This is a genomic window from Simiduia curdlanivorans, from assembly GCF_030409605.1.
Classification (GTDB): Bacteria; Pseudomonadota; Gammaproteobacteria; order Pseudomonadales; family Cellvibrionaceae; genus Simiduia; species Simiduia curdlanivorans.
In genome coordinates, this window is record NZ_JAUFQG010000004.1 from 1,675,040 (window position 1) to 1,700,586 (window position 25,547).

24 protein-coding genes and 1 riboswitch are annotated in these 25,547 nt (G+C 51.5%); of the genes, 11 read left to right on the forward strand and 13 right to left on the reverse strand.

The genetic code is table 11. The annotated features are described in order from the left end of the window. Positions 1–20: 20 nt before the first annotated feature. From QWY82_RS07510 to QWY82_RS07530, 5 genes are all read right to left on the reverse strand, one after another. Positions 21–1,769, reverse strand: coding sequence for a hybrid sensor histidine kinase/response regulator (locus QWY82_RS07510; protein ID WP_290261009.1), 1,749 nt, complete (start codon positions 1,767–1,769; stop codon positions 21–23). A 313-nt stretch (positions 1,770–2,082) separates the two neighbouring features. After that, positions 2,083–2,430, reverse strand: coding sequence for a DUF2956 domain-containing protein (locus tag QWY82_RS07515; RefSeq protein WP_290261011.1), 348 nt, complete (start codon positions 2,428–2,430; stop codon positions 2,083–2,085). A 140-nt stretch (positions 2,431–2,570) separates the two neighbouring features. Further along, entirely contained in the window at positions 2,571–3,332 is a 762-nt protein-coding gene (locus tag QWY82_RS07520; RefSeq protein ID WP_290261013.1) for an ABC transporter permease, read from the reverse strand. Beyond that, entirely contained in the window at positions 3,329–4,255 is a 927-nt protein-coding gene (locus QWY82_RS07525; protein ID WP_290261014.1) for an ABC transporter ATP-binding protein, read from the reverse strand. The genes QWY82_RS07520 and QWY82_RS07525 overlap by 4 nt, the downstream gene beginning before the upstream one ends. Positions 4,256–4,327: 72 nt before the next feature. After that, on the reverse strand, positions 4,328–6,151 hold the full coding sequence (locus QWY82_RS07530) for a serine/threonine protein kinase (RefSeq protein ID WP_290261015.1): 1,824 nt from the start codon (positions 6,149–6,151) through the stop codon (positions 4,328–4,330). A 215-nt stretch (positions 6,152–6,366) separates the two neighbouring features. On the opposite strand from QWY82_RS07530, the gene QWY82_RS07535 reads away from it, so the two are divergent. The 9 genes from QWY82_RS07535 to QWY82_RS07575 all read left to right on the forward strand — a co-directional run bounded on the left by QWY82_RS07535 (position 6,367) and on the right by QWY82_RS07575 (position 12,546). Beyond that, a complete protein-coding gene (locus tag QWY82_RS07535) occupies positions 6,367–7,017 on the forward strand; it encodes a DUF6962 family protein (protein WP_290261016.1) in 651 nt (216 codons plus the stop codon). Between the two features lie 478 nt (positions 7,018–7,495). After that, positions 7,496–8,431, forward strand: coding sequence for a pyridoxal-phosphate dependent enzyme (locus QWY82_RS07540; RefSeq protein ID WP_290261017.1), 936 nt, complete (start codon positions 7,496–7,498; stop codon positions 8,429–8,431). Positions 8,432–8,504: 73 nt separating this feature from the next. Further along, complete coding sequence (locus tag QWY82_RS07545) at positions 8,505–9,332, forward strand: SDR family oxidoreductase (protein WP_290261018.1); 828 nt, start codon at positions 8,505–8,507, stop codon at positions 9,330–9,332. A gap of 21 nt (positions 9,333–9,353) precedes the next feature. Further along, positions 9,354–9,737: a hypothetical protein gene (locus tag QWY82_RS07550; protein ID WP_290261019.1), complete on the forward strand. Its 384-nt coding sequence runs from the start codon at positions 9,354–9,356 to the stop codon at positions 9,735–9,737. Between the two features lie 12 nt (positions 9,738–9,749). Beyond that, on the forward strand, positions 9,750–10,202 hold the full coding sequence (locus tag QWY82_RS07555; protein WP_290261020.1) for a YaiI/YqxD family protein: 453 nt from the start codon (positions 9,750–9,752) through the stop codon (positions 10,200–10,202). Between the two features lie 61 nt (positions 10,203–10,263). Then, positions 10,264–10,467, forward strand: coding sequence for a hypothetical protein (locus tag QWY82_RS07560; RefSeq protein WP_290261021.1), 204 nt, complete (start codon positions 10,264–10,266; stop codon positions 10,465–10,467). A gap of 71 nt (positions 10,468–10,538) precedes the next feature. Then, on the forward strand, positions 10,539–11,417 hold the full coding sequence (locus tag QWY82_RS07565; RefSeq protein ID WP_290261022.1) for a sensor domain-containing diguanylate cyclase: 879 nt from the start codon (positions 10,539–10,541) through the stop codon (positions 11,415–11,417). Between the two features lie 308 nt (positions 11,418–11,725). Continuing rightward, a complete protein-coding gene (locus tag QWY82_RS07570) occupies positions 11,726–12,025 on the forward strand; it encodes a DUF6172 family protein (protein WP_290261023.1) in 300 nt (99 codons plus the stop codon). Between the two features lie 320 nt (positions 12,026–12,345). Then, positions 12,346–12,546: a hypothetical protein gene (locus QWY82_RS07575; RefSeq protein WP_290261024.1), complete on the forward strand. Its 201-nt coding sequence runs from the start codon at positions 12,346–12,348 to the stop codon at positions 12,544–12,546. Between the two features lie 39 nt (positions 12,547–12,585). Here the strand turns inward: QWY82_RS07575 and QWY82_RS07580 are convergent, their stop codons facing one another. The 7 genes from QWY82_RS07580 to QWY82_RS07610 all read right to left on the reverse strand — a co-directional run bounded on the left by QWY82_RS07580 (position 12,586) and on the right by QWY82_RS07610 (position 20,512). Next, positions 12,586–13,482: a phosphotransferase gene (locus QWY82_RS07580; RefSeq protein ID WP_290261025.1), complete on the reverse strand. Its 897-nt coding sequence runs from the start codon at positions 13,480–13,482 to the stop codon at positions 12,586–12,588. Beyond that, on the reverse strand, positions 13,483–14,106 hold the full coding sequence (pnuC, locus tag QWY82_RS07585) for a nicotinamide riboside transporter PnuC (protein ID WP_290261026.1): 624 nt from the start codon (positions 14,104–14,106) through the stop codon (positions 13,483–13,485). It lies immediately after the preceding gene. Positions 14,107–14,115: 9 nt separating this feature from the next. Next, positions 14,116–14,376 carry a YkoF family thiamine/hydroxymethylpyrimidine-binding protein gene (locus QWY82_RS07590; RefSeq protein ID WP_290261027.1) on the reverse strand — a complete coding sequence of 87 codons (261 nt, stop codon included), beginning with the start codon at positions 14,374–14,376 and terminating at the stop codon, positions 14,116–14,118. A gap of 59 nt (positions 14,377–14,435) precedes the next feature. Continuing rightward, positions 14,436–16,616, reverse strand: coding sequence for a TonB-dependent receptor (locus QWY82_RS07595; RefSeq protein ID WP_290261029.1), 2,181 nt, complete (start codon positions 16,614–16,616; stop codon positions 14,436–14,438). Between the two features lie 108 nt (positions 16,617–16,724). Beyond that, a riboswitch (TPP riboswitch) is annotated at positions 16,725–16,828 on the reverse strand. A gap of 226 nt (positions 16,829–17,054) precedes the next feature. After that, positions 17,055–18,341 (reverse strand): 2-oxo acid dehydrogenase subunit E2, encoded by a 1,287-nt coding sequence (locus QWY82_RS07600; RefSeq protein ID WP_290261031.1) that lies wholly within the window; start codon positions 18,339–18,341, stop codon positions 17,055–17,057. A 9-nt stretch (positions 18,342–18,350) separates the two neighbouring features. Next, positions 18,351–19,328, reverse strand: coding sequence for an alpha-ketoacid dehydrogenase subunit beta (locus tag QWY82_RS07605; protein WP_290261032.1), 978 nt, complete (start codon positions 19,326–19,328; stop codon positions 18,351–18,353). 2 nt (positions 19,329–19,330) lie between these two features. Further along, positions 19,331–20,512 carry a thiamine pyrophosphate-dependent dehydrogenase E1 component subunit alpha gene (locus QWY82_RS07610; RefSeq protein ID WP_290261033.1) on the reverse strand — a complete coding sequence of 394 codons (1,182 nt, stop codon included), beginning with the start codon at positions 20,510–20,512 and terminating at the stop codon, positions 19,331–19,333. A gap of 385 nt (positions 20,513–20,897) precedes the next feature. On the opposite strand from QWY82_RS07610, the gene gnd reads away from it, so the two are divergent. Continuing rightward, positions 20,898–22,427 carry an NADP-dependent phosphogluconate dehydrogenase gene (gene gnd, locus QWY82_RS07615; RefSeq protein ID WP_290261034.1) on the forward strand — a complete coding sequence of 510 codons (1,530 nt, stop codon included), beginning with the start codon at positions 20,898–20,900 and terminating at the stop codon, positions 22,425–22,427. Between the two features lie 566 nt (positions 22,428–22,993). Then, positions 22,994–23,746: a hypothetical protein gene (locus QWY82_RS07620; RefSeq protein ID WP_290261036.1), complete on the forward strand. Its 753-nt coding sequence runs from the start codon at positions 22,994–22,996 to the stop codon at positions 23,744–23,746. A 77-nt stretch (positions 23,747–23,823) separates the two neighbouring features. Here the strand turns inward: QWY82_RS07620 and QWY82_RS07625 are convergent, their stop codons facing one another. Continuing rightward, a complete protein-coding gene (locus tag QWY82_RS07625) occupies positions 23,824–25,512 on the reverse strand; it encodes a dipeptidyl-peptidase 3 family protein (RefSeq protein WP_290261037.1) in 1,689 nt (562 codons plus the stop codon). Positions 25,513–25,547: the final 35 nt, after the last annotated feature.

Here is a 25,547-nt window from a genome sequence, read left to right on the forward strand (position 1 = left end):
TCCTTGACCTATCGATGGTTTTATTCCGTTACCGCGAGGTTGCAGGCAACCGCGATAGCGTCTTCAAGCACGGGTGCGGCAACAGGCTTGTGCAGTAATTTTATGCCGGCTTCATTGGCCTCGCGCAAACGATCTGGCGCTGTGTCGCCGCTGATTAAAATGGCCGGTAATTTGGGGTAGATGGCGCGCAGATTTCGAATCGTCTCGATGCCATTATCTTCGCCACGCAAGCGAAAATCCGCCAATAATATGTCAGGTTTTTCGGTCAGTGCGGCTTTTAGCGCCGAGGCTGTGCTATCGGCAATGTCCACCGTAGCGCCAAAGGTTTCTAGTAGCGCCTGCATGCCCAAGCCAACTTCCATTTCGTCGTCTACCACCAGTATGCGGAGGTTATTCCAAGAGCTAATGACTTTGGGTTTTAACTGTGGCGCTTGTGGTGCTGCGGCACTTATCGGCAGAGTAAGGGATACCCTTGTGCCATCGTTTGGTACCGAGTACAGGGAAAATTGTATATTGAGCAGTTTGACCAAGCGCTTGACGATAGCTAGCCCAAGGCCCAACCCTTTGCGTCTATCGCGCTCCGGGTTTTCCAGTTGATAAAATTCTTCAAAAACCCGTTGTTGTTCTGCTTTTGGAATACCGCGCCCTGAATCCACCACGGATACGGTGACGACTTCATCTTCGGCGTTGATAGAGAGCATGATTTTGCCCGCTTTGGTGTACTTTATGGCGTTAGATAATAGGTTGCGTAGAATTCTTTCGAACAGTATTTCATCGGTATCGACAAACACATCAACATAACAATCTAGCCAAATACTCAAGCCTTTTTCTTCGGCGGCGGGGCCAAATTCTATTTGTAATCGCTCGGCCATATCGAGCAAATTGAAGGTTTGCCGATTAATGGTAACCACGCCGGCATCCAATTTGGAAATGTCGAGCAGTGAATCGAGCTGTGATGCCAAGGCGCCGAGCGCGGTTTCCATGTGACCAACGATATCGCGCGCTTCATCGTCAAGCGGTCGCTTACTAAGCGCGGTACCGAACAGCGACAGCGCGTGAATGGGTTGTCGCAAGTCGTGCGAGGCTGAGGCTAGAAATCGCGTCTTAGCCGACGACGCCGACTCCGCCTGCTCTAAAACACTTTGTAGCTGCAAGTTGACAGCTGACTGGGCGAGACGTTCGCGATAAGAGCGCTCAAAAATAGAAAAGCCATTGCCGGCAAGCTTTATCAGCAGAGGCAAGTAGCAAATGATGAGCAGGGCCCCAGCAACCGATGGCCAGTCGAAAACGGGCTGCCAGCCATGTAGCCCCCAAACCACGGAAGCTAGCCCGAGTGTTGGCAGGGTGTAGGCAAGAATAATGGGTTTATAACCAGCGGTTGTGGCCACGGTTATGGAGCTAGTACCCATTAAAATCATGGTTACCACGGCGCGTTCTAATTCGGAAAAATAGTTAAAGGCGAGTAGCGGCATACCGTGCACGACGCCGTTGCAAACGGATACCCAGCTAGCGAGTTGAAGTTTCTTGTGATCGGTGAGCGCTGGATAATAGGGCAGGCGCATAAATATTTGGGTGCGAAAAACTAATAGCAGCATCGCGAGCGCCAGCCAGCCGCCCCAAATCCACTGAGGTAGGCTATCCGCTGCAAAGGTGGCAACCATGCACAGCGCAACTGCCAGTGGGATAAGGGTTAGCCGGCCCTGTTGGGCTAACATCCGAATCAGTTCGGCCTCTATATTTTGCGCTTCCGGGGAGCCAGATCTTTCCATGTATCGCTACTTGCAGGTGAAATCAAAGGTTGCGCCTGTCATAGCGCTTAAGAAGTTGAGCTTAACCTAATAAAGGTGTGGGTAAAAGTCGATTAGATGGGGGGGAGGGCGTGGTACATAGCGCTCAATATAGCAGCGCTCTAAGGTATCGACGCTGCCGTCTGGTTCCATGTCGCAATTGTTTGGGCCCAGTGCTCGATTAAGGCAGTTGGGTAGCTGCTGACTTTTAGACAGAATGAATACACGGAGGCTGGTCGACAACCAGTATTAACGGAGAGGGCATTCTACGCTCATAGTTTCGAATGCATCGAAATTAATTTGCTATCTTGATTAAATAAACCCCGGCAACCAAGAAAAAAAGTAGCCACGAGATTGCCAGCAACGACCAGGGGAGTTGCGCCGCCCTAGGTTGAGTGGGGTGGGCGTTTTTCGCTTCCGGCGTCACGGTTTCGGGACGCTGTTTGGCCTTCTTCAGAGCCTTATCTAATTCCCTGGCCTTTGCCTTTTGTTGTTTTTTATAGAGATCAATGCCTTTTTCGATGCCTTGAGCAATTAGCTTGCTCTGTTCTTTGGTTTGCCCTGGGCGTTGAATCTTCTTGGTAATGGCCTGGGCTTCAGCGTTGGTTTTTTCGGAAATGTCGGCGTGTTTCTGCTTTGCCACTGAGGTACCTGCTGGGGTCGGTGTAGTTAGATGTTTTGTGAGTTTGTTCAATTGTGCAATCGCTTATTGCGGTTGTACAGAGGCCGCCATAAAAAGACCAGGGCATCAAGGCAGAGCGATTCTCTGCCTTGATGCTCGGGTTATTCTCGCAGCCGATAGCCGGTTTTAAATATCCAGGCAATGTAGGTGAGGCATGCGAGCATGAACAAGGACGTCATACCGACGCTTACCGCCACGTGCACGTCGGCGACGCCGTAGAAGCTCCAGCGAAATCCGCTGATTAAATAGACGATTGGGTTAAAGAGTGTCACCGTTTGCCAAAAGGGCGGCAGCATGTTGATGGAGTAAAAGGCACCGCCCAAAAATGTGAGCGGCGTAATGACCAGTAGTGGCACCACTTGGAGTTGCTGAAAATTCTTTGCCCATATGCCAAGAATAAAACCAAACAGGCTAAAAGTTACCGCCGTCAATATTAAGAAGCAGAGCATCCAGATGGGGTGCTCAATCTCGTAGGCAACAAAAAAACGTGCGGTTACCATGATGAGCAAACCGAGGACGATGGATTTTGTCGCCGCGGCACCCACATAGCCTGCAACAATTTCCACGTAGGAGACCGGTGCCGACAGCACTTCGTAAATGGTGCCCGAAAATTTCGGGAAGAAGATACCGAAAGCCGCGTTAGAAATGCTTTCGCCCAGCAGAGCGAGCATCAACAGCCCGGGTATGATAAAGGCGCCGTAGCTGATGCCATCGATCTCGCCCATGCGGGAACCAATGGCCGCGCCAAAGACGATGAAGTACAAGGATGTGGATATAACTGGCGACGCGATACTTTGCATTAAGGTGCGCAGGGTGCGTGCTATCTCAAAGGTGTAAATGGCTTTTACCGCGTAAAAATTCATGCTTTCGCCCTCAATAGGTCAACGAAAATATCCTCTAAAGAACTTTGGCTGGAGCTCAAATCTTTAAAATCTATGTTGTAGGACGCCAGTTGTTTTAACAGCTCTGCGATGCCCGTGTGTTCGGTTTGCGAATCGAACCGATAGATTAACTCGTTGCCATCACTACACAGCTCTAAGGGTAGCGATTGCAATGCCTGTGGAATTTCGGGCAGTGGGGTTTGCAAGTGCAAGCGAAGTTCTCGCTTGCCCAGCTTTTGCATCAGCGCGCGCTTCTCTTCAACCAATAGAATCTCGCCCTTGCGGATGATGCCAATACGGTCGGCCATTTCTTCCGCTTCTTCGATATAGTGAGTGGTGAGAATAATTGTGGCACCGCGCTCGCGCAAACCTCTGACCATTGTCCACATGTCTTGCCTGAGCTCGACGTCGACACCGGCCGTGGGCTCATCTAAAAATAGGATATCGGGTTCGTGGGATAACGCCTTGGCAATCATCACGCGCCGCTTCATGCCGCCAGAGAGCGTCATGATTTTCGCGTCGCGTTTATCCCACAGGGAAAGTTGGCGCAAAATAGTCTCTAAATAGGCGGGGTTGGCTGGCTTACCAAACAAGCCGCGGCTAAAACTGACGGTTGCATAAACACTTTCGAAGGCATCGGTACTTATTTCTTGCGGTACTAGGCCAATGCAACTCCTGGCGGCGCGAAAATTCGTCACCACGTTGTGGCCATTAGCGGTAACCTCACCGTCGGTTGGGTTGACGATGCCACAAATGGTGCTAATTAAGGTGGTCTTGCCGGCCCCATTGGGGCCAAGTAAAGCAAATATTTCGCCTTTTTTGATGTCGAGGTTGATGTTATTGAGGGCTTTTAGGCCCGACGTATAGGTCTTGTTGAGCTGTCGAATCGAGATTGCATTGGTCACATCATCTCCTTGCTATAGATGCTAACTGTGTCGGGTATTTGGGGCTGAATATAATGGCTTGCATTCAGTTTGTCACAGGCCATAGTCGCAAAAGCGGTCTGGTTGAGTGCTCAGGTGCGGGAAAACTTTAGTGTCGCGATAGGGCAGCTTCATGAACCCCGAAACGCCCAAGCCTTTAATATGGTGTACATTGTCTAATATCGTGCCGAGGCAGCGCTTTAAATCCTCCTCTTGGCTGGGGTCGCGCAGGCGCAGGTAGTTATGTATTTTTAAGTGCTTTTCTAAACTTTCGAAAATAATACAGCCGGAGTGGTGGATCTGGTTCATCTCGGTAATGGGTACCATGATTTCAGGCGGTAGCTCGAGCATTTCATCGGGATCGTCACCATCTTCAAAATAGGAGTGGGAGCGGGACGACTGGTCTTGGTTTTGCGTCGCCGGCAATATATCGAAGGTTATTGTTTGCCCTGGCTTAACAACGAAAGCTTCGTTTTCAGATTTTCGCTCGATGTGTAATGTTTTCCTGGCATCGAAGATGCAACTTTTAAATACGCCTTGTTTGTTAATCGCACGCCCTAGGTGGACCATATTGTTCACCGCCGAAGTAAACGCGGGAAGCAGGTGTTCATCGTACAAATTCAAGCTTGAATCTATGTGAATGCCGAGTTCATCCCAGTGAATCGCCAGCCCGCCCACCAGCGGGTAGCGGCCGAGGTGACTCACGGCGGTGACAAAGCCCTTCTCCGTATCGCCCATGCCGCTGAGAAAATTTTTGTAGTACTTATCGAGTTCTGTCGGATCTATAGAGGAGAAACGCTCGTCGTCCATTTCGCGCCGTAGAAAAGATTTCCGCGAACTGTATACCACCGTGTCTACTTCGTGCTGCTTGGGGTAACTTGTGATGGGCAGGAGTGCAACGTCGTCGTTGTTTGATACATCGAGGTTGCGGCTGGTCACAATATTTTTCATGTGGCGCATGTTTTTGAGAAAATAATCGCCAGCTTTATCGCGTAACACTTTGTCGCTGCTAAGTAGGTGCGTAAGGGTTCGCGCAAATTCGCGGGGCAGCCCTAGGGATGTTGGGGTAATGACCTGCTGACCAAAGCGGCTGGATTGGCCCGACGCCAGTGCGTACAAACTGCCCGCGGCACCTTGCTCGTCGAACCTCGGTGAAGACAAGCCGCCATTGAGTTGCTCTTCGCCAATAAAATAGATGTCGCCAAGCTTGGCGTTGGTTTGTTGTAAGTCGCTCGAGAGCGCGCTCAGGCCACCTTGGCTGGCGTGTTGACCTAAGGCATCAAGTTGTGCGTAGACAGCCGCGCCCCAATCGATCAGGCGCAGTTGTTCGGTGCTCTCATCCCACATCAGGTTAGACGGTTTTATATCACCGTGTACGATGGGTGCTTGATGGTGTTCTTCTGCATAGCTGCGCAATTGTTGCAAGATGTCGGCGAGTTGTGCGGCAATTTTTAAGATGAGCCGGGGTGCTAAGCGGCCGGTGCGGCGAGCGTAGTCATCTAGGTTGACGCCAGGGGCTCGCTCCATCATGAGAATGGATTGGCCATGGACCTTTTGGAACTCAACGAAGGCGGGTACGCCCGGAATGTTGACCTGAGACAACATATAACCTTCGTCTTCTAGCCGATCTTGGACGTGTTGGGGCAAGGTAATACGGGAAAATTTGAACACAAAATCGCGATTGCTACTGTCTCGGCCGGCGAACACGAAGCCGTAGGCGCCCTTGCCAATCATGGTAACGCCTGTGTAGCCCAGTCGACGCAATTGAGCCTCGCACAGGCTTAGCCAAGACTTGAGCTTTTTCGCATCCCGTTGGCTGAGCAAATAGATGGACTGCTCTTCGTTAATATAAAAGTGCTGAAGGTGTTCGTGTTCCATGTGCGACCCTAGGTTAACAGCCTCAATCTTAGCTTAAGCGATCGCCAATATCCCAGCAAAGTGGTGATCTAGTGTTGATACTTGACACTGGGTTTGAGGCTTGCGTAGGTTTGGGCTAATTTAGTGGCTGAATTGTTGAACCCGGACCCGTCTAATGGCTTAAGATAAGCTATTTAATCCTCATCATATCTGTAACCCATAACGCTGGATGCACTATGAATTTTGTTGCGAGTATCACTGAGTTAACCACTGCAGGAACGGATTTGCTGTTGGCGCTTGCGGCGTTAATGGCTATTGGAATTTTACGCGCCAAGTCGCCACTGACGACTCGATCCTGCTATTGGCTCGGTATTTTTTCTTGTTTGGTTGTGGCGGCATTCCTAGGCGCCGTGGCACATGGTGTGGCGCTGCCTAATTCTGTGAAGGAATACTTATGGCTGGCTATCTATCTCGCCTTGGCATTGCTGGTTGCCCTATTTGTTGTGGCGGTGGTTTACGATGTGTTCGGCGCGCTGACTGCTCGGCGGGTCTTGCTGCCGATGATGATTATGGCGCTTGGCTTTGTGCTTTATGTGGCAAAATTTTCGACCAGTTTTCTGCCGTTCATTATGTATGAAGTGGCCGCCATGCTGTTTGCGCTGTCGGGTTATATCTATTTGGGTGTGCGTGGTTTTGCCGGTGCAAACTGGTTTTCGCTCGGCATATTGTTGACGATTGTTGCAGCCGGTATCCAGGCCACTAAGGCCTTATCCTTCACCTTGGTTTGGCCCTTTGACCACAACAGTGTTTACCATCTATTGCAGATAGTGGCGTTGTTGCTATTGCTGAAAGCGGTCTTGCTTAGCCGCGAAGCAGAATTAGATTAAGCTTGCCTTGAATGGTTTAGCGCTGTGACTTGGTGGTCGACGAGGATGCACCTATACTGATTTCTTTTTTTAGAAGGCGTGGTATTAGAGCACTGCTGTTCCACAAAAGCGACGCGATCATCGTTAGGCTTTAAGCCCCACAGCAGATTCGACATCTCGGCGTATATTTGGACATGAGTTTGGTGCCCGCACTAGCAACACGACGTGAATACATCCATGCAGTCTCAACACCCGCCCTTTGGGACCGGCCCACAATGGCACATTGTGGGCGCTGCTATCGCTGCAAAGCATGCTTTGCCTATTAGCGATATCAACCTATGCGGGTGACGGTCGCTAGTGCGGGCACCAAACTCCCCCGCGACATAACTGTGGGACAGCAGTGGGTATTAGACCTGTTTCTTGTGCGCCACGGAGCCTGAGTCGGCCTAGTTAAATGGCCAATAGAATACAGATAAAATTTTTGGAGTTAATGATCTAGATGGACTTGAACGACATCAGGGTGGCAGCACAGCGTATTGCCGGCCAAGTACATGTAACGCCGATAATGACCAGCCATTTGATTGATCAATTGCTGGGCTGCAAGTGCTTCTTCAAATGTGAGAATTTACAAAAGGTTGGTGCCTTTAAGGCGCGTGGAGCTTGTAACGCCGTTGCGCAATTGAGCGACGCTGAGGCCAGCTGTGGTGTTGCTACGCATTCCTCGGGCAATCATGGTGCCGCGCTGGCTTTTGCGGCGAAAATACGTGAAATACCGGCTTATGTCGTTATGCCGAGTAATGCGCCGCAGGTGAAGAAGGATGCCGTTGCTGCCTACGGTGCGACGATTATCGAATGCGAACCAAACTTGCCGGCGCGCGAACAGGGTTTGCGTCATATTGTCGCGACTACCGGTGCGCATTTTGTGCCACCTTATGATGATGAGAGAATCATTGCAGGCCAAGGTACCGCGGCATTGGAATTACTTGAGCAAGCGCCCGAGCTCGATATGATCATGGCTCCGGTGGGCGGGGGAGGCCTATTGGCTGGCACCGCGTTGGCAGCCAAGGGCCTGAAGCCAGACATAATCGTATTTGGTGCAGAGCCTGAAGGTGCCGATGATGCGGCTAGAAGTTTTCACTCCGGGGTGCGAGTGACAGAGGTTGATGCGCAGACCATTGCAGACGGGTTGAGAACCACGTTAGGCGCGACTAATTTCGCTATTATTCACGAATCCGTTGACGACATATTGACTGTGTCTGAGGCGAATATTTTACTGGCCATGAAACTCATGTGGACGCGTTTAAAGTTGGTGGTTGAGCCTTCATCAGCGGTACCCATAGCCGCCATTTTGCAGCATAAGGCGCGGTTTAAAGATAAAAAAGTGGGTGTTGTGATCAGCGGTGGAAATGTCGAGCTTTCCCAACTGCCTTTTTAAAGCGATCAATGGCGATCGAACTCGCGGCAACCACATAGTTTAATAAATTCAAAGACGGTTTTGGTGTAACGCTATGAGTTTGAAAGGAAAAACATTATTTATTACCGGTGCTAGCCGAGGTATAGGTCAAGCTATTGCCGAGAAAGCCGCGGTTGATGGTGCGAATATTATCATTGCTGCAAAAACCGCAGAGCCCCATCCAAAGTTGGCGGGCACTATCTATACCGCAGCAAAAGCGGTTGAAGCGGCCGGTGGTCAAGCCTTGCCTCTGGTTGTAGACGTGAGGGATGAGATGCAAGTTGCCGCAGCCGTGGCTGAAGCTGCTAAGGCTTTCGGGGGCATTGATATCCTAGTCAATAACGCTAGCGCCATTAGCTTGACCAATACCGAAGCGACGAGCATGAAGCGATTTGATTTGATGAATCAAATTAACTATCGCGGTACATTTTTGGTGACACAGCAGTGTTTATCCCATTTAAAAAATGCCGAGAACCCCCATGTATTAACCTTGTCGCCACCGCTTAATATGGACCCAAACTGGTTCAAGGGCCATGTGGCTTACACGATTTCTAAGTACAACATGAGTTTGGCAATGATGGGGATGGCGGCAGAGTTTAGCGATGCAGGTATTGCCTTTAACTGTTTATGGCCTAAAACCACCATTGCGACTGCCGCAATTGCCGGGCAGGTGGGTGGCGATGAACTCGCCAAGGTGTCTCGGTTACCGGCAATTATGGCTGACGCTGCCTACCAAATTTTTGCCCAACCGGCTAAAAGCTTTAGCGGTCATTTTCTCATTGATGAGGACGTGCTTCGCGGTGCCGGCGTCAATGATTTCACTGCTTATCAAGTCGATCCATCACTCGAGGTTGAGCAGTTGTTTCCAGATTTATTTTTGTAATTTTTATCACGGATGGTCACCATGGATTGGAAGTCGCGAATAAAGGATCAAGCGGTTTGGAAAAAGGTATTACTGTGGCTGCTATTGCTTTCAATCGCTCCCTTTGCGATTGAAATTTTGATTTTGGCTGACATAGTCGGTATTGAGCTTGCGATGGCGTTTTTTGCCTATTACCTAAAGGACATGGGGTTAATTTGGCAGGCGCGCATACAGACTTTTCGCGCCGGTATTAGTTCGGGGTTTAGGTGTATGGCTTCACACGCTATCGGTCAGCCTCGGTTTTTGTTGCAACATTGCGCTATGAGCCTCACGTATTTTGTGCTGAGTGGCTCACTGATCTGGGCGTTGTTGGTTTGGTACCCGATTGTCATGATGGGTGGGTCGCTTCCGGTAACTGGCTATTGAATGGGGTGACGCATGAAAATCTGGGTTGATGCCGATGCCTGCCCTGTGGTGATCAAAGACATCATTATTCGCGCTGCGGAGCGAAAAAAAATAACCACAACCTTTGTCGCCAACCAACCGATAAAATTACCGCCCTCGCAGGTGTTAAGTGCCATTCAAGTAGCGCCAGGTTTTGATGTGGCCGATAATGAAATTGTTAAGCGGCTCGCGCCTGGCGACCTCGTCATCACCCAGGACATTCCTCTAGCTGACGAAGTGTTGAGTGCTGGTGGTTTGGCCATGAACCCTAGGGGTGAGGCCTATACCAAGGCCAATATTAAGGCGCGCTTAAATATGCGCGATTTTATGGAGACGCTGCGCGCCAGTGGCGTACATACCGGAGGACCTGCGCCGTTAAACCAAGGCGATCGGAAGAATTTTGCCGACCAGTTGGATAGGTTATTGACCAAGCTATGTAAACCTTAGCTGAACTAGATGTTGGCCATGCCTAGGCGTTTTGCGCTTCTCTGACTGCATTTATATTGGCATGAAGACCTATGGCCGGTTGACGACCCGCGCCGATCACGAACAAAAGCGGCTGCAGCTCATGGCGGAGCTGTACGGTGTTGCCAAGCACTCGGTGGATCTACTGCTGGATGTGACCGAGTTCGAGGCTTGGGAATTGCGCGCGGCTTGGTTTATCTCCGGGGCGACGCGCTACGTTGAAGAACGCGATGCGACCTTAGCCTGATTACAAGCGTTGTAGGTATTTCTGTGTCGTGAGTTTAGCCTATTTGCAAGAGCCTACTATACTCAGCCTCTATGGATGCAGAAACCGTAAAACAGCGTGCTAAGGCCTTCGATTATCTCTTCGATGCCGTCGTTGTCACCGATACAAACGGTGTGATTGTCGATTGGAACGCCGGCTCAGAAGCCTTATACGGATACACCAAGGCGGAAGCGCTTGGCCAGGCCGTTTCCATCTTGCACGTGCCCGAGGATAGCGCCCAATTGACGGCGCGAGTGATCGACGCTGTGGCGCGCGAGGGCAAGTGGACTGGTGAGATTCGTATGTTGCGCAAAGATGGTTACATAGGTTGGGTTGAATCCATGTGTGTGCCGATCTTTGACGACGATGGCACAATGATCGGGGCGCTGGGAATAAACCGCGATATCAGCGATAGAAAAGCTGAACAAGCGCGGCTGAGCCACTTGGCACACTATGATCAATTAACCAGTATTCCCAACCGATACCTTTTGCTTGATCGCGTATCGCATTTGATTGAACAATCTAAACGCAGCGAAAAATCTTTTACCCTGTTGTTTATCGATCTCGATAAGTTCAAATCTATTAATGATACCCATGGCCATGGTTTTGGCGATCTGGTGTTGCGTGAGTTTGCGGCGCGCATTAAATCCTGTATTCGCGCCTCGGACACGGTTGCGCGCATAGGCGGCGATGAATTTGTTATTTTGCTGGAAGATGCATCTGGTAAAGCGAATGTGGGCAAAATTGCTCAAGCACTGATTGATGCAGTGGATAAACCGTTTCACATCGCCGGTCAACAGTTGCAGATGAGCTGCAGTATTGGCGTGGCTAACTACCCAGATGATGGTTGCTCCACCGATGAGTTGCTGGCCGTGGCCGATAAGGCAATGTACCGGGCTAAAGGAAAGAGTTGCTCAAGTTACGAGTTCTAACCTAATTAATCGGTGCTCTCGATCTGGATTGTGTATAACGGAGCGACGGGTGCGTTCTATCGGGGTTGGGCAGTTATCCTATTCCGGTTGGTGACAGGCGCCCTTATCTGACGCTCGATGCGTTTTACTTAGTCATGGCAGGTGACAGTTCGCGCTTAGGGAGCAGCGCTGTTTGGACCGCGACACTCATGGCAGGCTGGATCAGGTATTTAACCCTGCATGGGTCGCGACTTGGCTCAATTTCCCGTAAAATGGCTCGTCTCTATGCTTTTAGGCTCGCGCTGTTGCTGGCCTCTCACAGGTAAATCATGAAAAAGACGTTTGTAATCGAGCACGCCAAAATTCAACCGCCACGGCTTTTTGAGGCGGTGAAGCACGAGCTTAAGAAATATGTTCGCCGCGAGCGCAATAAGAAGTTACCAGAAGGCGCGGATTTTTGGGACTTTGATTGCAAGTATGGTGCGACGGCTGAGGCCGCGACGGTGGTGCACTTGTCTGAATTGAATAAATGCGTCGATAGCGCTGAACAACAAGGCTTAACCTCGTTTTATATCGAAATCTTGGCGAAGGTGGGCAAGCGTACGCCGCGCCCTGAGCAAGACAGCTAGCCAGCTTCCCCTGCCCGAATTAGCCCGCCCAAGAGGGCTGTGATCTGCTCGCTATTGCTGAAAGGTATGGTTGTTCTAGTCTATCCTTGTCAGCGCCGGTCCGTGTTTCGGCGCTAAGCGGTCCGGCCCTAAATGAATAGGTCTAACCTGTATACCGCTGTTAAATCCCGCTAGCTTCAGGTGCTTGCCTAGGCTGAGTAAGCTACAGGGGTAATAATTGACCAGCCCCCGTTATACCCGCTCAACCTACTCGGCCGGAAGCGGGAACTTTTCTTCGGATAATTGTCCAATGGCAATACTGCTTGATATCGAGGTTAAAAATGAAATGGTTTGCGCTAGCTATGACGGTGCTATTGGTAGCTTGCTCCAATAAAAGTATCTACAAGGGTATGCAAGAGAGCAATCGGCAGGAATGTAATAAATTGCCCGACTCTCAATGGGAGCAATGTTTGAAGGACAATAGTCAGAGCTACGAAGACTATAAGCGCGAAAGGGATGCGTTAAAATCCTCCGCCGAATAATCAACGTTTAGACCTGATAGAGTAGGAAATTGTGCTAACTTAGCGCTGCATTGATGAATCATGGCGCCGTATTTTGGTCATGGCGTTTTCGTACCAAGACTTGGCGCCTTTTCCGTCGTCGCACATTATTAATGCCCAGCAAGCGGTAAATAGCCAGTACAAAAAGTTCGCATCTTTCAGTGCTCGATCTTTTTCCTGAGCTGAACCCGGCAGTTGATTTTGTATTAATCCGTCTTTTTGGCTTTCGGTCAGGTCGTGGTGTGCGAGCATGGCGGCTAATTCTAGTCGCGGGTCACTGGTGCAGGCGTATTCAAAGTCGATACACAGTAATCGATTTTTATCGAGTAGTAGATTGTGCGGGTTTAAATCTCGATGGCAAAAGCGAAGCTGTTGTGTTCGTTCGAGCCTGTCAATAATAGGTTCCACACAACTGTTAAGCGCGAGTATTTCGCTTGCGACTGCTTGTAACAGTGGCCCTAATTTTTTCTGGCGGTTAACAATTTCCTGTTGGTAAAAGTACCATTGATTGCGTGGCGTAACCCGATGTTTTGGCAATGTAAGCTTAGATATTTTATCCAGTAACTGGCCTAAGAGGTGCGTTGCTCGTGGATGTTTTTGGTGCTGCTTTTGCCATGCGCCATCAGTGTTGATGTAACGGCTTAAATAGTAACGATAATCCGGCGATACAAATTTCAATTCAGGTGCCAGCCCGGCTGCTTCGGCGATGCGCCAGCAGGCGACTTCGTTATCGCGGGGGCAGAGTTTGTGCGTTAATGGATTGTTAACTCTCAATACCCAAGACTCGCCGTTACTGGTGGCGAGAAAATTCTGGTTACTTGTGCCCATACATAATGGCGCAACCAACTTTAGCGGGGCGATGCCGGCCGCTTCCAGCTGTTGGGCGAGTTGCGAATCTTTAAAGTTGGGCAAACTCATTTAGCGGGCACGCAGGTCGTGTTGGTAAGTTCGCGTCCAGCTAAAATAGCCGGCAACGGCAATGCCGATGTATACCATAAAGAGTACTGAGGTCAGCATAAAGCCCTTGTTTAAATAGAGATAGATTGATGCCGCATCTATGACTATCCAGTAAAGCCAATTTTCCAATATCTTTTGCGCAACGAGCCAGGTCGTAACAATAGCGAAACAGGTTGTGGCCGCGTCTAACCAGGGGAAGTCCGCTTGGGTAAAGTTAGCCATGCAGTAGCCCGCCAGTAAAGATAATCCGGTGGTCGCAGTAATTAAAAAAATATGTCTTTTTATCGGCCAGCTTTCAATTGACTTTTCTGAGCTTGCGCTTGCATTACGCCAGGCCCAATAGCCGTAACCGGCCATAAACATATAATAAACGTTGAGCACTGATTCCATTAACAGTGCCACTTCCCAAAAGAGCCAAGTATAGATAGCGGTGCTCAGAAAGGCCGCCGGCCAGCACCATAGGCTCTCGCGTAGAACCAAGAAAATATAGGCTAAGGCGAGTAGTACCGCGACCAGCTCGAACGCGCTGAGCGCATGGGCTTCGGCGATGGCCGACTGAATAACAATACTGAGTTCTGACAGCATAAATAGGCGTTATTGTTTGTGCGATAAATCGAGGGCGCCGCCAATAAATTTGCACACGAAAACCGCTTTACCCCATTTTTCATAGGCAGCTTTCATTTCGCGCGCCAGCAGTGCCATAACTTCGTTATAGTCGCCGCTAATCTGTGTGGCCATGGCGTTGGTTACCCGCTCGATATTTGGGTACTGATCGAGTCGCTCGATAAACCATTGGATGGGGTCTAGGTAGCCATCCCGAAACGGGTACATGGAAATTTCGACGGTGAGTTTCATACTTAGCTCCAGGTTTGAGTGCCGCTCAGGTGAGCGACACGCATCATTGTTAGGTTGCGCTAGTTAAAGCTCAGGTTAAAGGTTACGCCAATTTGGCGCGGATCACCAAAGCGGATGTACTGCTTGTCAGCCCAATCGATATCTGGCTCGTTACCGAAGTAAAAGCCGCGCACGCCGTATTGTTTGTCGGTTAAGTTGCGCCCCCATAAATACGCAGACCAATCCTGTGCTTCGTAACCGAACTTCGCGTTGAGTAAGGTGAAAGGGTTGGATTTGGAATCGTTGCTATCTGAGTAGTAAAACTCGCTCTTGCCATTGGTATTTATATTGACGAAGAAGCCATTGCCGGGGCGCAGTGTTAGGCCCGCACTGTAGGTAAGGCGTGGTGCGTGAGCGAGGTCGCGGCCGGATAAATCCACTGTGCTGCCGTATTTGTCTTGGTATTGGTAGTCGCCATACTGCGCCTGCAGATAACCGAGGCTGCCGTAAACTTCCAGCATTTCATTGATCGACCATTGGCCTTCAAATTCTGCGCCGTAATTATTCGAGCTGCCGGCATTCTCGGTAAATAAAATAAACCGTTGCGGGTTGGCGGGATCTTGTAGCGAGGCGTCAACCTGTTGATTCAGCCGCTCCATGTAGAACAGCGTTATATTGGTGCTGGCGCTACCTTCGAGCCAAAAGGACTTCAAGCCGAGTTCGTAGTTGAGCAGGGTTTCGGACTCAAATTCCTTTTTGTCAGCCAATTCGCTCGGTAGTGTCATGTTAAAACCGCCGGCTTTATAACCGCGCGCAATTCGCGCGTAAATATTTTGCGTATCCGAGAGGGATTTGGTTAGGGCTAAGTGGCCGCCCCACATAGATTCGTCTGGGGCAAACGCATCGCCATTGGAATCGGTATAATCGCTGCTTCTGGTTTCCGTGCGCAGGCCGATGGACAGCGCGTATTCATTGCCTAAGTCTGAATCAGTTTGGCCGAAGATAGCCGTGTTAGTGGCGGCGTAGTCGGAGGTTAACACTTCATCGGGGTAGGTGTTGTATTCAGAGTAGAGGTCGTTATCCTCATCCAACTTGTGCAGGTAGATGCCCGCAAGCCAAGCGGTGGAGTCGTTAAATAAACGACTGTTGTCGGTGGAGACCACCCTGAATTCTTGTGACACCGTTTTGCGCTCGGCGCTTTTATCCCACAGGTAATCGTAAACGCAGGCAATCGAATCGGTATCGTCGCCGTTGTTATTTTCATCGTAGTAATCGGTGCAGGATTTTGCCGCCCAGTAACCGGGGTTAGCCCAGTCGCCGTCGTAAGCGTGGTTGTGATCGGTATTGGTGGCGGAGGTTAAAGATGTTAACTCAACAGTGTCGCCCAACCATTTAACCTTCAGGCTGCCGGCTTGGGTTTTTTGATTGTCGACACCGGGTTTGTCCGTCAGGGTATTGAAGCCGTTGTTGTCTAAGGTCCAGGCGTCGTAGCCGTTATCGTTGTCGGCATAGAGTAGGTTTGCATCAATCTGCCATTGTTGGTTCGGCTGCCAGCGCAGTTTCACCCGGCCGGTGCGTTCATCGCGCTGGTTGCTGTCGTTTTGGTTTAGAAAATCGTTTTGGCGAAAGCCATCTTGCTGTTGGCTTTCCAGTGCCACGCGGTAGCCAAAGGTTTCAGACAGGGGGCCAGATACAACAATGCCTAAGCCTCGCTGGTTGTCATCGCCCACTGTCGCTTGGCCGCCAAATTCGAAGGTGTCGCTTGGGTCGTTGCTTTTAAGATGGATTAAGCCGGCCAGCGCATTGGCGCCAAAGCGCGTGCCTTGCGGCCCGCGCAACACTTCTACCTGCTGCAGGTCGAAGGTGCTGGCGGCCATGCCGAGGCCAGACATATCGATGTCGTCGACAATAAAGCCCACGGAGCTGTTAGGTGCGCCTTGGTAGTCTTCCTGCTCGCCCACGCCGCGTATTTGAAAGTAACGTGGTCTGCTGGTGGCACCAGACCAGTTTAGGTTGGCAATGCTATTGAGAATGTCTTCGAAGTGGCGCGCGCTTTCATCTTGCAGGGTTTGTTGGTCGATCACCGTAATGCTGGCTGGAATATCGGTGACGGCGATCGCGCGAAAGTCCGCGCTAACTAAAATTTCTTCAAGTGCCGGTGCTTGTGCGGCGGCGTGAGATGGCTGTACCAATAGCGCTACGCTGGCTGCCAGGCAGGATGTCGCAAACAATGCGCGGGTGTTAATCGAATAGTTTTTCATAGGACCCCAATTTACCAACTTAAAATTGAGATCCGGCAACAAGACGTGATGTACGGGTGATTACTGCGGTGATTCGGCATTCATTGCCTGAAGAGGCGCCAGCCTGGCGGTTACCGTTTTGCCCATTCCTACGCCGGTACTAGCCGGATCAGGTTCCAGGGTTTGTCGACGACATCTCAGTTCGGTTAACCCGAACACCCCTTGGCGGCGGCCAGTGTAACATGAGCTATTTGTTTAGTACGACGGTTTTAGCAGAAACTAAAATGGCTAGGAGCCGCAAGCTGCAAGCCGCAAGCCTCAAGCCTCAAGCAAAAACGGTTCTTGCGCGTATAAAATCTCACGCAATCATAATTGCTTGCAGCTTGTAGGGGCAGGCCATCCTGCTTGCAGCTTGCAGCTTGCAGCTTGCGGCTTGTAGCGCCCCCCGCCTTGCAGCTCTTACCGCATCGCCATCAACATACTCGCCGGGTCTTCCAAAAACTCCTTCCAGCGATTACAGAAGCGCGCGATGGTGCCGCCGTCGATGACGCGGTGATCGCCAGACCAGCTGACGGTCATAATCTTGCGGGCTTCCACCTCGCCTTTGGCATTAAAGCGCGGCAGCTCTTGCATTTTGCCGAGCGCCACAATCGCCACTTCCGGTTTGTTAATAATCGGTGTAGCTGCGGTACCGCCAATGGCGCCGACGTTTGAAATGGTGATGCTGCCGCCTTTCAATGTCTCTGGGCTAACGCGGCCTGAGCGGGCGCTGTCGGTGAGTGCCGAAATTTCCTGTGCCAATTCCAAGATGCTGAGGTTTTGCACATTTTTAACATTGGGCACCAGCAGGCCGACTTTAGAATCCACCGCCATGCCGATGTTGTGAGCGCTCAAATAGGTTAGCTCGGTGCAGTCGCTGTTGAGCCGGCTATTGAGTACCGGAAATTCTGTAATCGCCAGTGATAGCGCCTTCATAAACAGCGGCATCATGGTGATTTTCACATCTGGGTATTTGGCTTTTAACTGTAAGCGCAAGTTCACCAAGTCGGTGATATCAATTTCATCCATGTAGGTGAAGTGGGGAATAGTGCTGACCGATTCTTGCATGGCGCGCGCCATCACCGCTTTCACGCCTTTGATGGGCTCAACCCGATCGGCGGCGACTGGCCTGCCCGCGGTTGCACTCGCGCTCGATGTTGATGCACTGCTGGCACCGGCGAGGAAGTTGAGCATATCTTCTTTCAAGACGCGGCCATTTTTTCCCGTGGCGGGCACGTTGGCGAGGTCGACGCTGTTTTCTCGCGCGAGCCTGCGCACAGCTGGCGTGGTGAGCGCGCGCGAGGTGTTGCGCACAAATTCGCGGTCGGCGCTGTCGTCCACGGCGGCGATGCTGGCCGAGGTTGGATTGTTTTGTGCCGGCGCAATGGCGGCAGCTTTCGCGGGCGCTGTGCTAGTGCTATCAGAGCTAGTTGTGTTTGGGCTAGCGCCACTTTCAGCGGCGCCAGCTTCAATCAGTTCGATGGCAAACAAAGGCGCGTGCACTTTGGCGATGTCGCCTTCCTTGTAATACAGCTTGGTAACTTTGCCGTCGTACATGGAGGGAATTTGCACCAAGGCTTTATCGGTAGACACATCAGCTACGGCTTGGTCTTCGGTGATAATGTCACCTTCTTTCACCAGCCATTCAACCAGTTCACACTCAACAATTCCTTCGCCAATATCCGGCAGAATAAAATCTTTAATCACGGTAGGCTCCTAGTAATTGATGCTGCGCTTAATGGCTTCGAATATTTTGTACTGGTCGGGCATGTATTCTTTTTCATGCACCAGGGGGAAGGGTGTATCTAAACCGGTCACGCGGCTGATCGGTGCCTCCAAATAGAGGAAGCAGTGATCTTGAATCGTCGCGGCAATTTCGCCGGCGTAGCCACCGGTTAATGGTGCTTCGTGAGTCACCAATAAACGGCCGGTTTTTTTCACCGAGCGCGCGACTGTGTCGACATCCCAAGGCAGCAATGTGCGCAAGTCGATAACTTCACAGGAGATGCCATCGGCCTCGGCCATGGCCGCAGCGGCTTGCAAGTATTCCATCTGCGCACCCCAAGACAGGAGGGTGATGTCCGAACCTTCTTTGACCACTTCGGCCACGCCCAAGGGAATTTCGAATTCCTCGTCCGGCACCTCACCCACGGCGGCGCGGTATAAACGCTTGGGTTCGAAAAAGATCACCGGATTTGGATCGCGAATGGCGGCGAGCAACAAGCCTTTGGCTTGGTAGGGCGTCGATGGCATCACCACTTTTAAGCCCGGGGTCTGGGTAAAGTAGGCTTCCGGTGATTGCGAGTGGTACAGGCCACCGGCGATACCGCCGCCGTAAGGTGTGCGAATGGTGAGGCCGCCGACGTTGAATTGGTTGCCCGAGCGATAGCGAAACTTCGCCGCTTCGTTAACGATCTGGTCGAAGGCGGGAAAAATGTAATCGGCAAATTGGATTTCGGCGACCGGAATGTGACCTTGCGCCGCCATACCAATGGCAAAGCCGGCGATGCCTTGTTCGGTCAGTGGCGTATTAAAGCAGCGCGCTTTGCCAAATTTTTCTTGCAGGTTGCTGGTGGCGCGAAACACGCCGCCAAATTTGCCGATGTCTTCACCGAAACACACCACGCGCTTATCGTTAGTCATAGCTGTGGTCAGGGCGCTGTTAACGGCTTGTAATAAATTCATCTTGGCCATGATCAGTGCTCCGTTCCTTCGATAACCTGTGCGGCGGTTTTCGGGTATTTTTCTGGGTACTTAGCGATGTGTTCGCGTAGTGCTGCTAACTGGCCTTTAAGATTGGCGTCGGGTGTGTCGTACACATCGGTGATCAGATCATCGAGCCCGGGCGGGGCAACTTTTTCCGTCGCCTTTAAGCAGTCGAGCACTTCTTTGCGGTAATTTTCTAAGCCGGCTTTTTCCTGCGCTTCGGTCCACCACTTTTTCGCGATCAGCCAGTTTTTCATGCGCAGCACTGGGTCTACCGCACGCCATTTGTCTTCTTCGTCGCGCGAGCGGTAGCCGGCCGGATCGTCGGAGGTGGAGTGCGCTCCTAGGCGATAGCTCATGGCTTCTACTAATACCGGCTCGTTATTGTCCACGGCAATCTTGCGCGCTTCTACGCATCCGGCGTACACCGCCAGTATGTCGTTGCCGTCTACGCGAATGGTTTTCATGCCGTAGCCCACACCGCGCGCGGCGATGCCGTCGCCGGCGTATTGTTCGTCCGCGGGGGTGGAAATGGCGTAGCCATTGTTGCGGCAGAAGAAGACGGTAGGGCATTTCAGCACCGCCGCCATATTCATGCCGGCGTGGAAGTCGCCCTCGCTGGCGGCGCCTTCGCCGAAATAGACCAAGGTGCAGGCCTTTTCGCCCTCGAGCTTTTGCGCGTAGGCGTAGCCGGCGGCTTGCGGAATTTGCGTCGCCAGTGGCGAGGAAATGGTCATGTAGTTGAGGTCGTTGCAGCCGTAGTGAATCGGCATTTGGCGACCCTTGCCCAAATCCTTGCTGTTGGATAGCATTTGATGCATGAATTGCTCGGTGCTGAAGCCGCGGTAGCGCAAGGCGCCATGCTCGCGGTACTGGCCCATAATCATATCTTTGGCTTCAAAGGCGGCCGCCGAACCAATGACGGCGGCTTCTTCGCCGGTGCAGGTCATGTAGAAGCTCAGCCGGCCTTGGCGCTGGGCTGCGACCATGCGCTCGTCCAGTACCCGAATAAACTGCATGGTGTCATAGATGCGCAGCGCGGTTGTTTTATCTAGCTTGGGTGCTTTGGCGCCCTCGTACAATGATCCGTCAGCTTTTAACAGGCTGAGCGTGGGTATGGCCATTTCAAAGCCCGACAGTAGTCGTAGCTTGTGGGTAATCTTATCGCTCATCGAAGACCTCTTGCCCCTTGGGGTGCGGTTTGAGACTTATTCTGGAGTGCCTGTTGTCTAATTGTTGGCGCTCCATTCCTAGACTATAAGTCGCCCTTAAGTGGGTTCTACAGTGTAGTTAGATCACGCAATTTCACAGGTACAAAAAATTAGCACGGGCGGGACTGGTGAGTCCTACTTATCTAAGGGCTAAACCGCCCATGCTTGTGATATAAGAACCAATAAATTGCTGATAATTGAGTAGTTATACCAATAATTAGCTAAATGGTAGTCGATATACCCCTCTGGCGCCGTTTTTGCTGAGTGCTTTTGGTGTGCGAAAACTAACCGAAAGAGGCCTTTTTGCAGTACTATGCGCGCTTTTCAATGCCTAGGAACGAAACCCATGCCTGTAGCTGCCCAGCCCTGTGATATTGGATTTGTCGGAGCCGGTGTGATGGGGAAAAACCTCATCATGAACCTCGTGGATAACGGCTTTCGCGTTATTGCCTTCGACTTAGACCAGAGCAAACTAGAAGCGCTGCAGGCGCAAGATGACGCCGAGCGCGGCGATAGCCCGCCGCGGGTTCTGACCTGTAACTCCTACACAGACCTGTTGGCCAGCTTAAGTGCGCCGCATTTAATCGTGGTGTCGGTGCCGGCCGGTAGCCCGGTGGACGATGTGTGCCATAAGTTGGTTGATGCCGGCTTACAGGCGGACGATATTGTGGTCGACACAGGCAATAGTCTATGGACCGACACCCAGCGTCGAGAAACTGAGTACGAGGGGCAATTCATCTTGTTCTCGACCGCGGTTTCAGGCGGCGAAGTGGGGGCGAGGTTTGGCCCGTCGCTGATGCCCAGCGGCGATCCTTACGCCTGGACCCGCATCAAGCCCATGTGGGAGGCGATAGCCGCTAAGGTCGACCCAGACACCGGCAAGCCCATCGAGCGCAAAGCGCCTGGCGAAGTGGTGGCAAAGGGCGAGCCCTGCGCCGCCTACATAGGCCCAAGCGGCTCCGGCCACTATGTAAAAATGGTGCACAACGGCATCGAATACGCCGATATGCAGCTGATTTGCGAGGCTTATCAGGTGATGCGCGACGCGTTGGCGATGTCTGCCAGCGAAATCGCCGCGGTCTTTCGACGCTGGAACGAGGGCTTACTGAATAGCTACTTGATCGAAATTAGCGCCGAGGTGCTCGATACTGTCGATGCCGAAACCGGTGCACCCCTCGTTGAAATGATTTTAGATAAAGCCGGCCAGAAGGGCACTGGCTTATGGACGGCGGTGAGCAGCTTAGAACTGGGTTGCCCGGCGCCGACTATCGCCGAAGCAGTGTACGCGCGCTCTATATCCACGCTCAAAGATCAGCGCGTTAAAGCCGCCTCTCTGTTGGCCGGGCCAGACTTTGACAAGCCCTCTGCCGAGCAGCGCGATAGTCTAATCGACCAGCTGCACGACGCGCTCTATTGCGCCAAAATTTGCGCCTATGCACAAGGTTTTGACCTGATGCGAACCGCCGCTAAAGAGCAGGGTTGGACGCTCAACTACGGCGAAATTGCAAAAATTTGGCGCGCCGGCTGCATTATTCGCGCGGTGTTTTTACAATCCATTGCCGATGCCTACGAGCGCAACGAGGAGCTGGAGAATCTCTTACTGGATCAGTACTTCGCCGAGCAAATTTCGAGTAACCAGCGCAATTGGCGCAAAGCGGTGGCGAACGCCAGCTTATGGGGCGTGCCCGTCGCGGCGCTGAGCTCGGCGCTGAGTTATTACGACGCCTATCGCACAGCAGTCTTACCCGCCAACTTGTTGCAGGGGCAGCGCGATTATTTTGGTGCCCATGCCTTTGAGCGCGTGGATAAACCGCGCGGCAAGAAGTATCACGTGGAGTGGAGTGATCCAGCGCGCCCTATGACTCGACTGAAATAACCGCTAGCAGCTAGATTGAAAAAGGCTGCTGCTGCCACTGTTGTTCCACAGTTATGTCGCGGGAGAGTTTGGTGCCCGTGCTAGTGACCGTCACCCGCATGGGTTGATATCGCTAATAGGCAAAGCATGCTTTGCTGCGATAGCAACGCCCACAATGTGTCATTGTGGGCCGGTCCCAAAGGTCGGGTGTTAAGACTAGATGGATGTATTCACGTCGTGTCGCTAGTGCGGGCACCAAACTCATGTCCAAGTATGCGCCGAGATGTCGCATCTATTGTGAGGCTTAAAGCCTAACGATGATCGCCTCGTTTTTGTCGAACAGCAGTGCCGCTGCTGCGGCCTTTTCTGTTTCAGGAGATCTTTTTGTTATCACCCTTGGGGGAATGTGCGCCTAGCAGCGAGAAAAAGTCTAGACTCAATGTCCATCGAAGCGGAATCGGGTGTGTCCGCGTGCTGTCGAGGTCCCTATGGTTATCACCGGCCGGGTGCGGTCAATTTTCAACCGGCGATATTGTCACCGAGCACTGGTCAAGCGCCGGTGTGGCACAGCTAATGGCACCTAGTTTATGAGGAGCCAGTTAGCGCTTATTGCCATCGTTGCTCGGACTATTGTTTTATCCGGCATGTTTGCCGCGTCTCCTGTTTCTGGTGCAGAGCTTTTGCCAGTGTCAATCATTGCCTACCACGACAAACCGCCCTATATGACGGATATTAAGGCGGAACAGGGTTTGTATTTCGATTTTGTTCGATTACTTAATGAAAAGAGCGATACCTATCAATTTTCATTAGTATTTAGTCCGCGCAATCGTGTTCGAAAAATGGTTGCCAACGAAAATTTTGGCGGCATCGTATTAGGTGTTAGCCCTTTGTGGTTCGACGACGTGGCACAGACAAAATACTTGTGGACTAAGGCGGTGTATCAAGATGAAGATATCTTTGTCTCCCTGCGGCAGAATCCCTTCGAGTTTTCGGGTGCGTCATCTTTGGCTGGCAAGCATATCTGTTTAGCATTAGGAAATTACTACGCGGGTATTTCCGATCGGGAGGCGTCGCTCGCGCTTACATTGCTGCACACCAGTCGAGAAGTTGCTATTTTCGATCTGCTTGATAAAAAGCGCTGTGAGCTAGGTGTTGTCAGTCGTTCAAGTTACCGCTATTTGCTCGAGCACAACAGTATTCTAAACCAGTACCATGTTTCCAAAGCATTGCATGATAAGTTTGAACGACGGCTATTGCTGGCAAAAGTGCAGCGGCCCGTGTTTGTATTTATCGAGCAGGTTTTGGCCGACTGGCCGGCAAATGACAATCGCGAAGACTGATAAAAAATGGAACAGGGCAATGTAATTGCCCTGTTCGAGGCAGTGAACTGGCTGCCTACATCAGCGGCCAGTCTAGCTTAGAGCCCCAGCACTGATTTTCCTTGAATAAAGGTAATATCCACAGGAATATTTGCTGCCGTTAGCTTGTCTAGCTCGGCCTGAAGGTCGGCGCCCATCATGCCTTTCTCATCCATTAATTTAACCACGCCCTGGTAATCGCCGTTGCCTTGTAGAGTCAGCAGCAGATTGGACAGATCGTTAATGGCAACTGTCATCTTGTCGAAGTCAACGCGATAGCGGCCGTCTGCATCGGTGCTAAAGGCGCCTGCGTCCTTAAAGTAATTGAAGCGCACCATGTTCGCTTTGCCGTGGGCTGATGAAGCGCCAAAGCGCACCGAGCGGAAAATGCCGGCCAGGAAAGTTACGTAGTTATCCATAAGCTCCCCCTCTTCAATTTGATTTCTTTTAAAGAGCTCGGAGATCATGTAGAGGCCGAGCACATCGGCTTTGCCTTCTTCCATGGATGATGCCATCTCTTTCAGTGCCGTGCGCACCAAGCCTTTATCGTTGACGGTGTTTTTGATGCCTAAGCCGTGCGCAACTTCGTGAAACATGGTGTTGCCGAAAAAGGCGTCAAAGGTAATGTGCGACTGTTGATCTTGAGCGATGAGCTGCTGGGCAATGGGCACTAAAATTTTATCGAACTTGGCCTGCATGGCATTTTTCAGTTGTAGGCGACGGGTACCCTTTTCGAGTTGAACTTGTTCGTCATTGGGCAGGTTAATGGCAATGGTTTTCGAGCCTGCATTCGAATGCCCTGCGTAGTAAATCACATCGTAGGCATTGAGGTCCGCGTCTGTGCCTGGGGTTTCCTGTTTGTAGGCATCTGCTACCGGCAAGCCTTGTTGCAATTCGGGTAAAAAAGCGGCGTAGCGCGATAGCTTATCGCTCCAACTTTGATCTTTAATCAAGACATAGGCCTCGTAGGCCGCGCGATAGCCAAACAGCAGGTCTTCGTAGGTTTCTATGGCGCCGATGACCAATTCAATGGGGTTGGATTTCATATCCATCCAGGCCATGTCGGACGGTTGATAGTCGTCTGTTTCTAGTGCGGTCGCGCGTATTTCTAAATAGTTTTTGAACTCGGCATTGTCTGCCAGCGCCGCCGCTTCGCGCAAAAGTGTCGCCGCCTGTTTCAATTGCGGCGCAAATTTTTTGCTGTAGGGCGTGATCAGTAACTGACCCTGGGCGTCTCGCTCCATAACCGAATAGAGTTCCATGTCGCGCGTGGTTTCGAGCATGATTTTATTGCTTGTGCGCCAGCTTTCGTACTCCGCTTTAGTCATGTCTGCGGGGTAGAATTGTGCGCCCAAGGGCTTTTCGCCTATGCCTTTTATGAACGACGCATCGCCAGCAAGCCTGTCCCATGGGCCATAGTTGATGTCGGCAAAACGCCGAGTTTTGGCATCGGGAATTTGGCTTAATAGGGTCGATTTATCACCGTAGGCCTGCAGCCAATAGAGCTCGTCCATGATGGTTGCTGCATCGATCAGCAGGGCGAGCATCTTATGTTGATTTGCCGATAAATGGCTTAAATCGCTAGTCAGGGTGAAGTCCGCATAAATATCAAAGCGCTCGGTGCTGGAGGCGACAAGTGCGGCATTGGGTTTGCTGGTTTGTGTTTCAGATTGATCCGGTGACGTGGTGTCACAGGCTGTGAGTGCCAAGGTTGTGGCAACGGCCGCCGCGAGCAGGGATAGGCGCATGGTGATCCTCATTTTTTGATGGTGTGATGAGCACA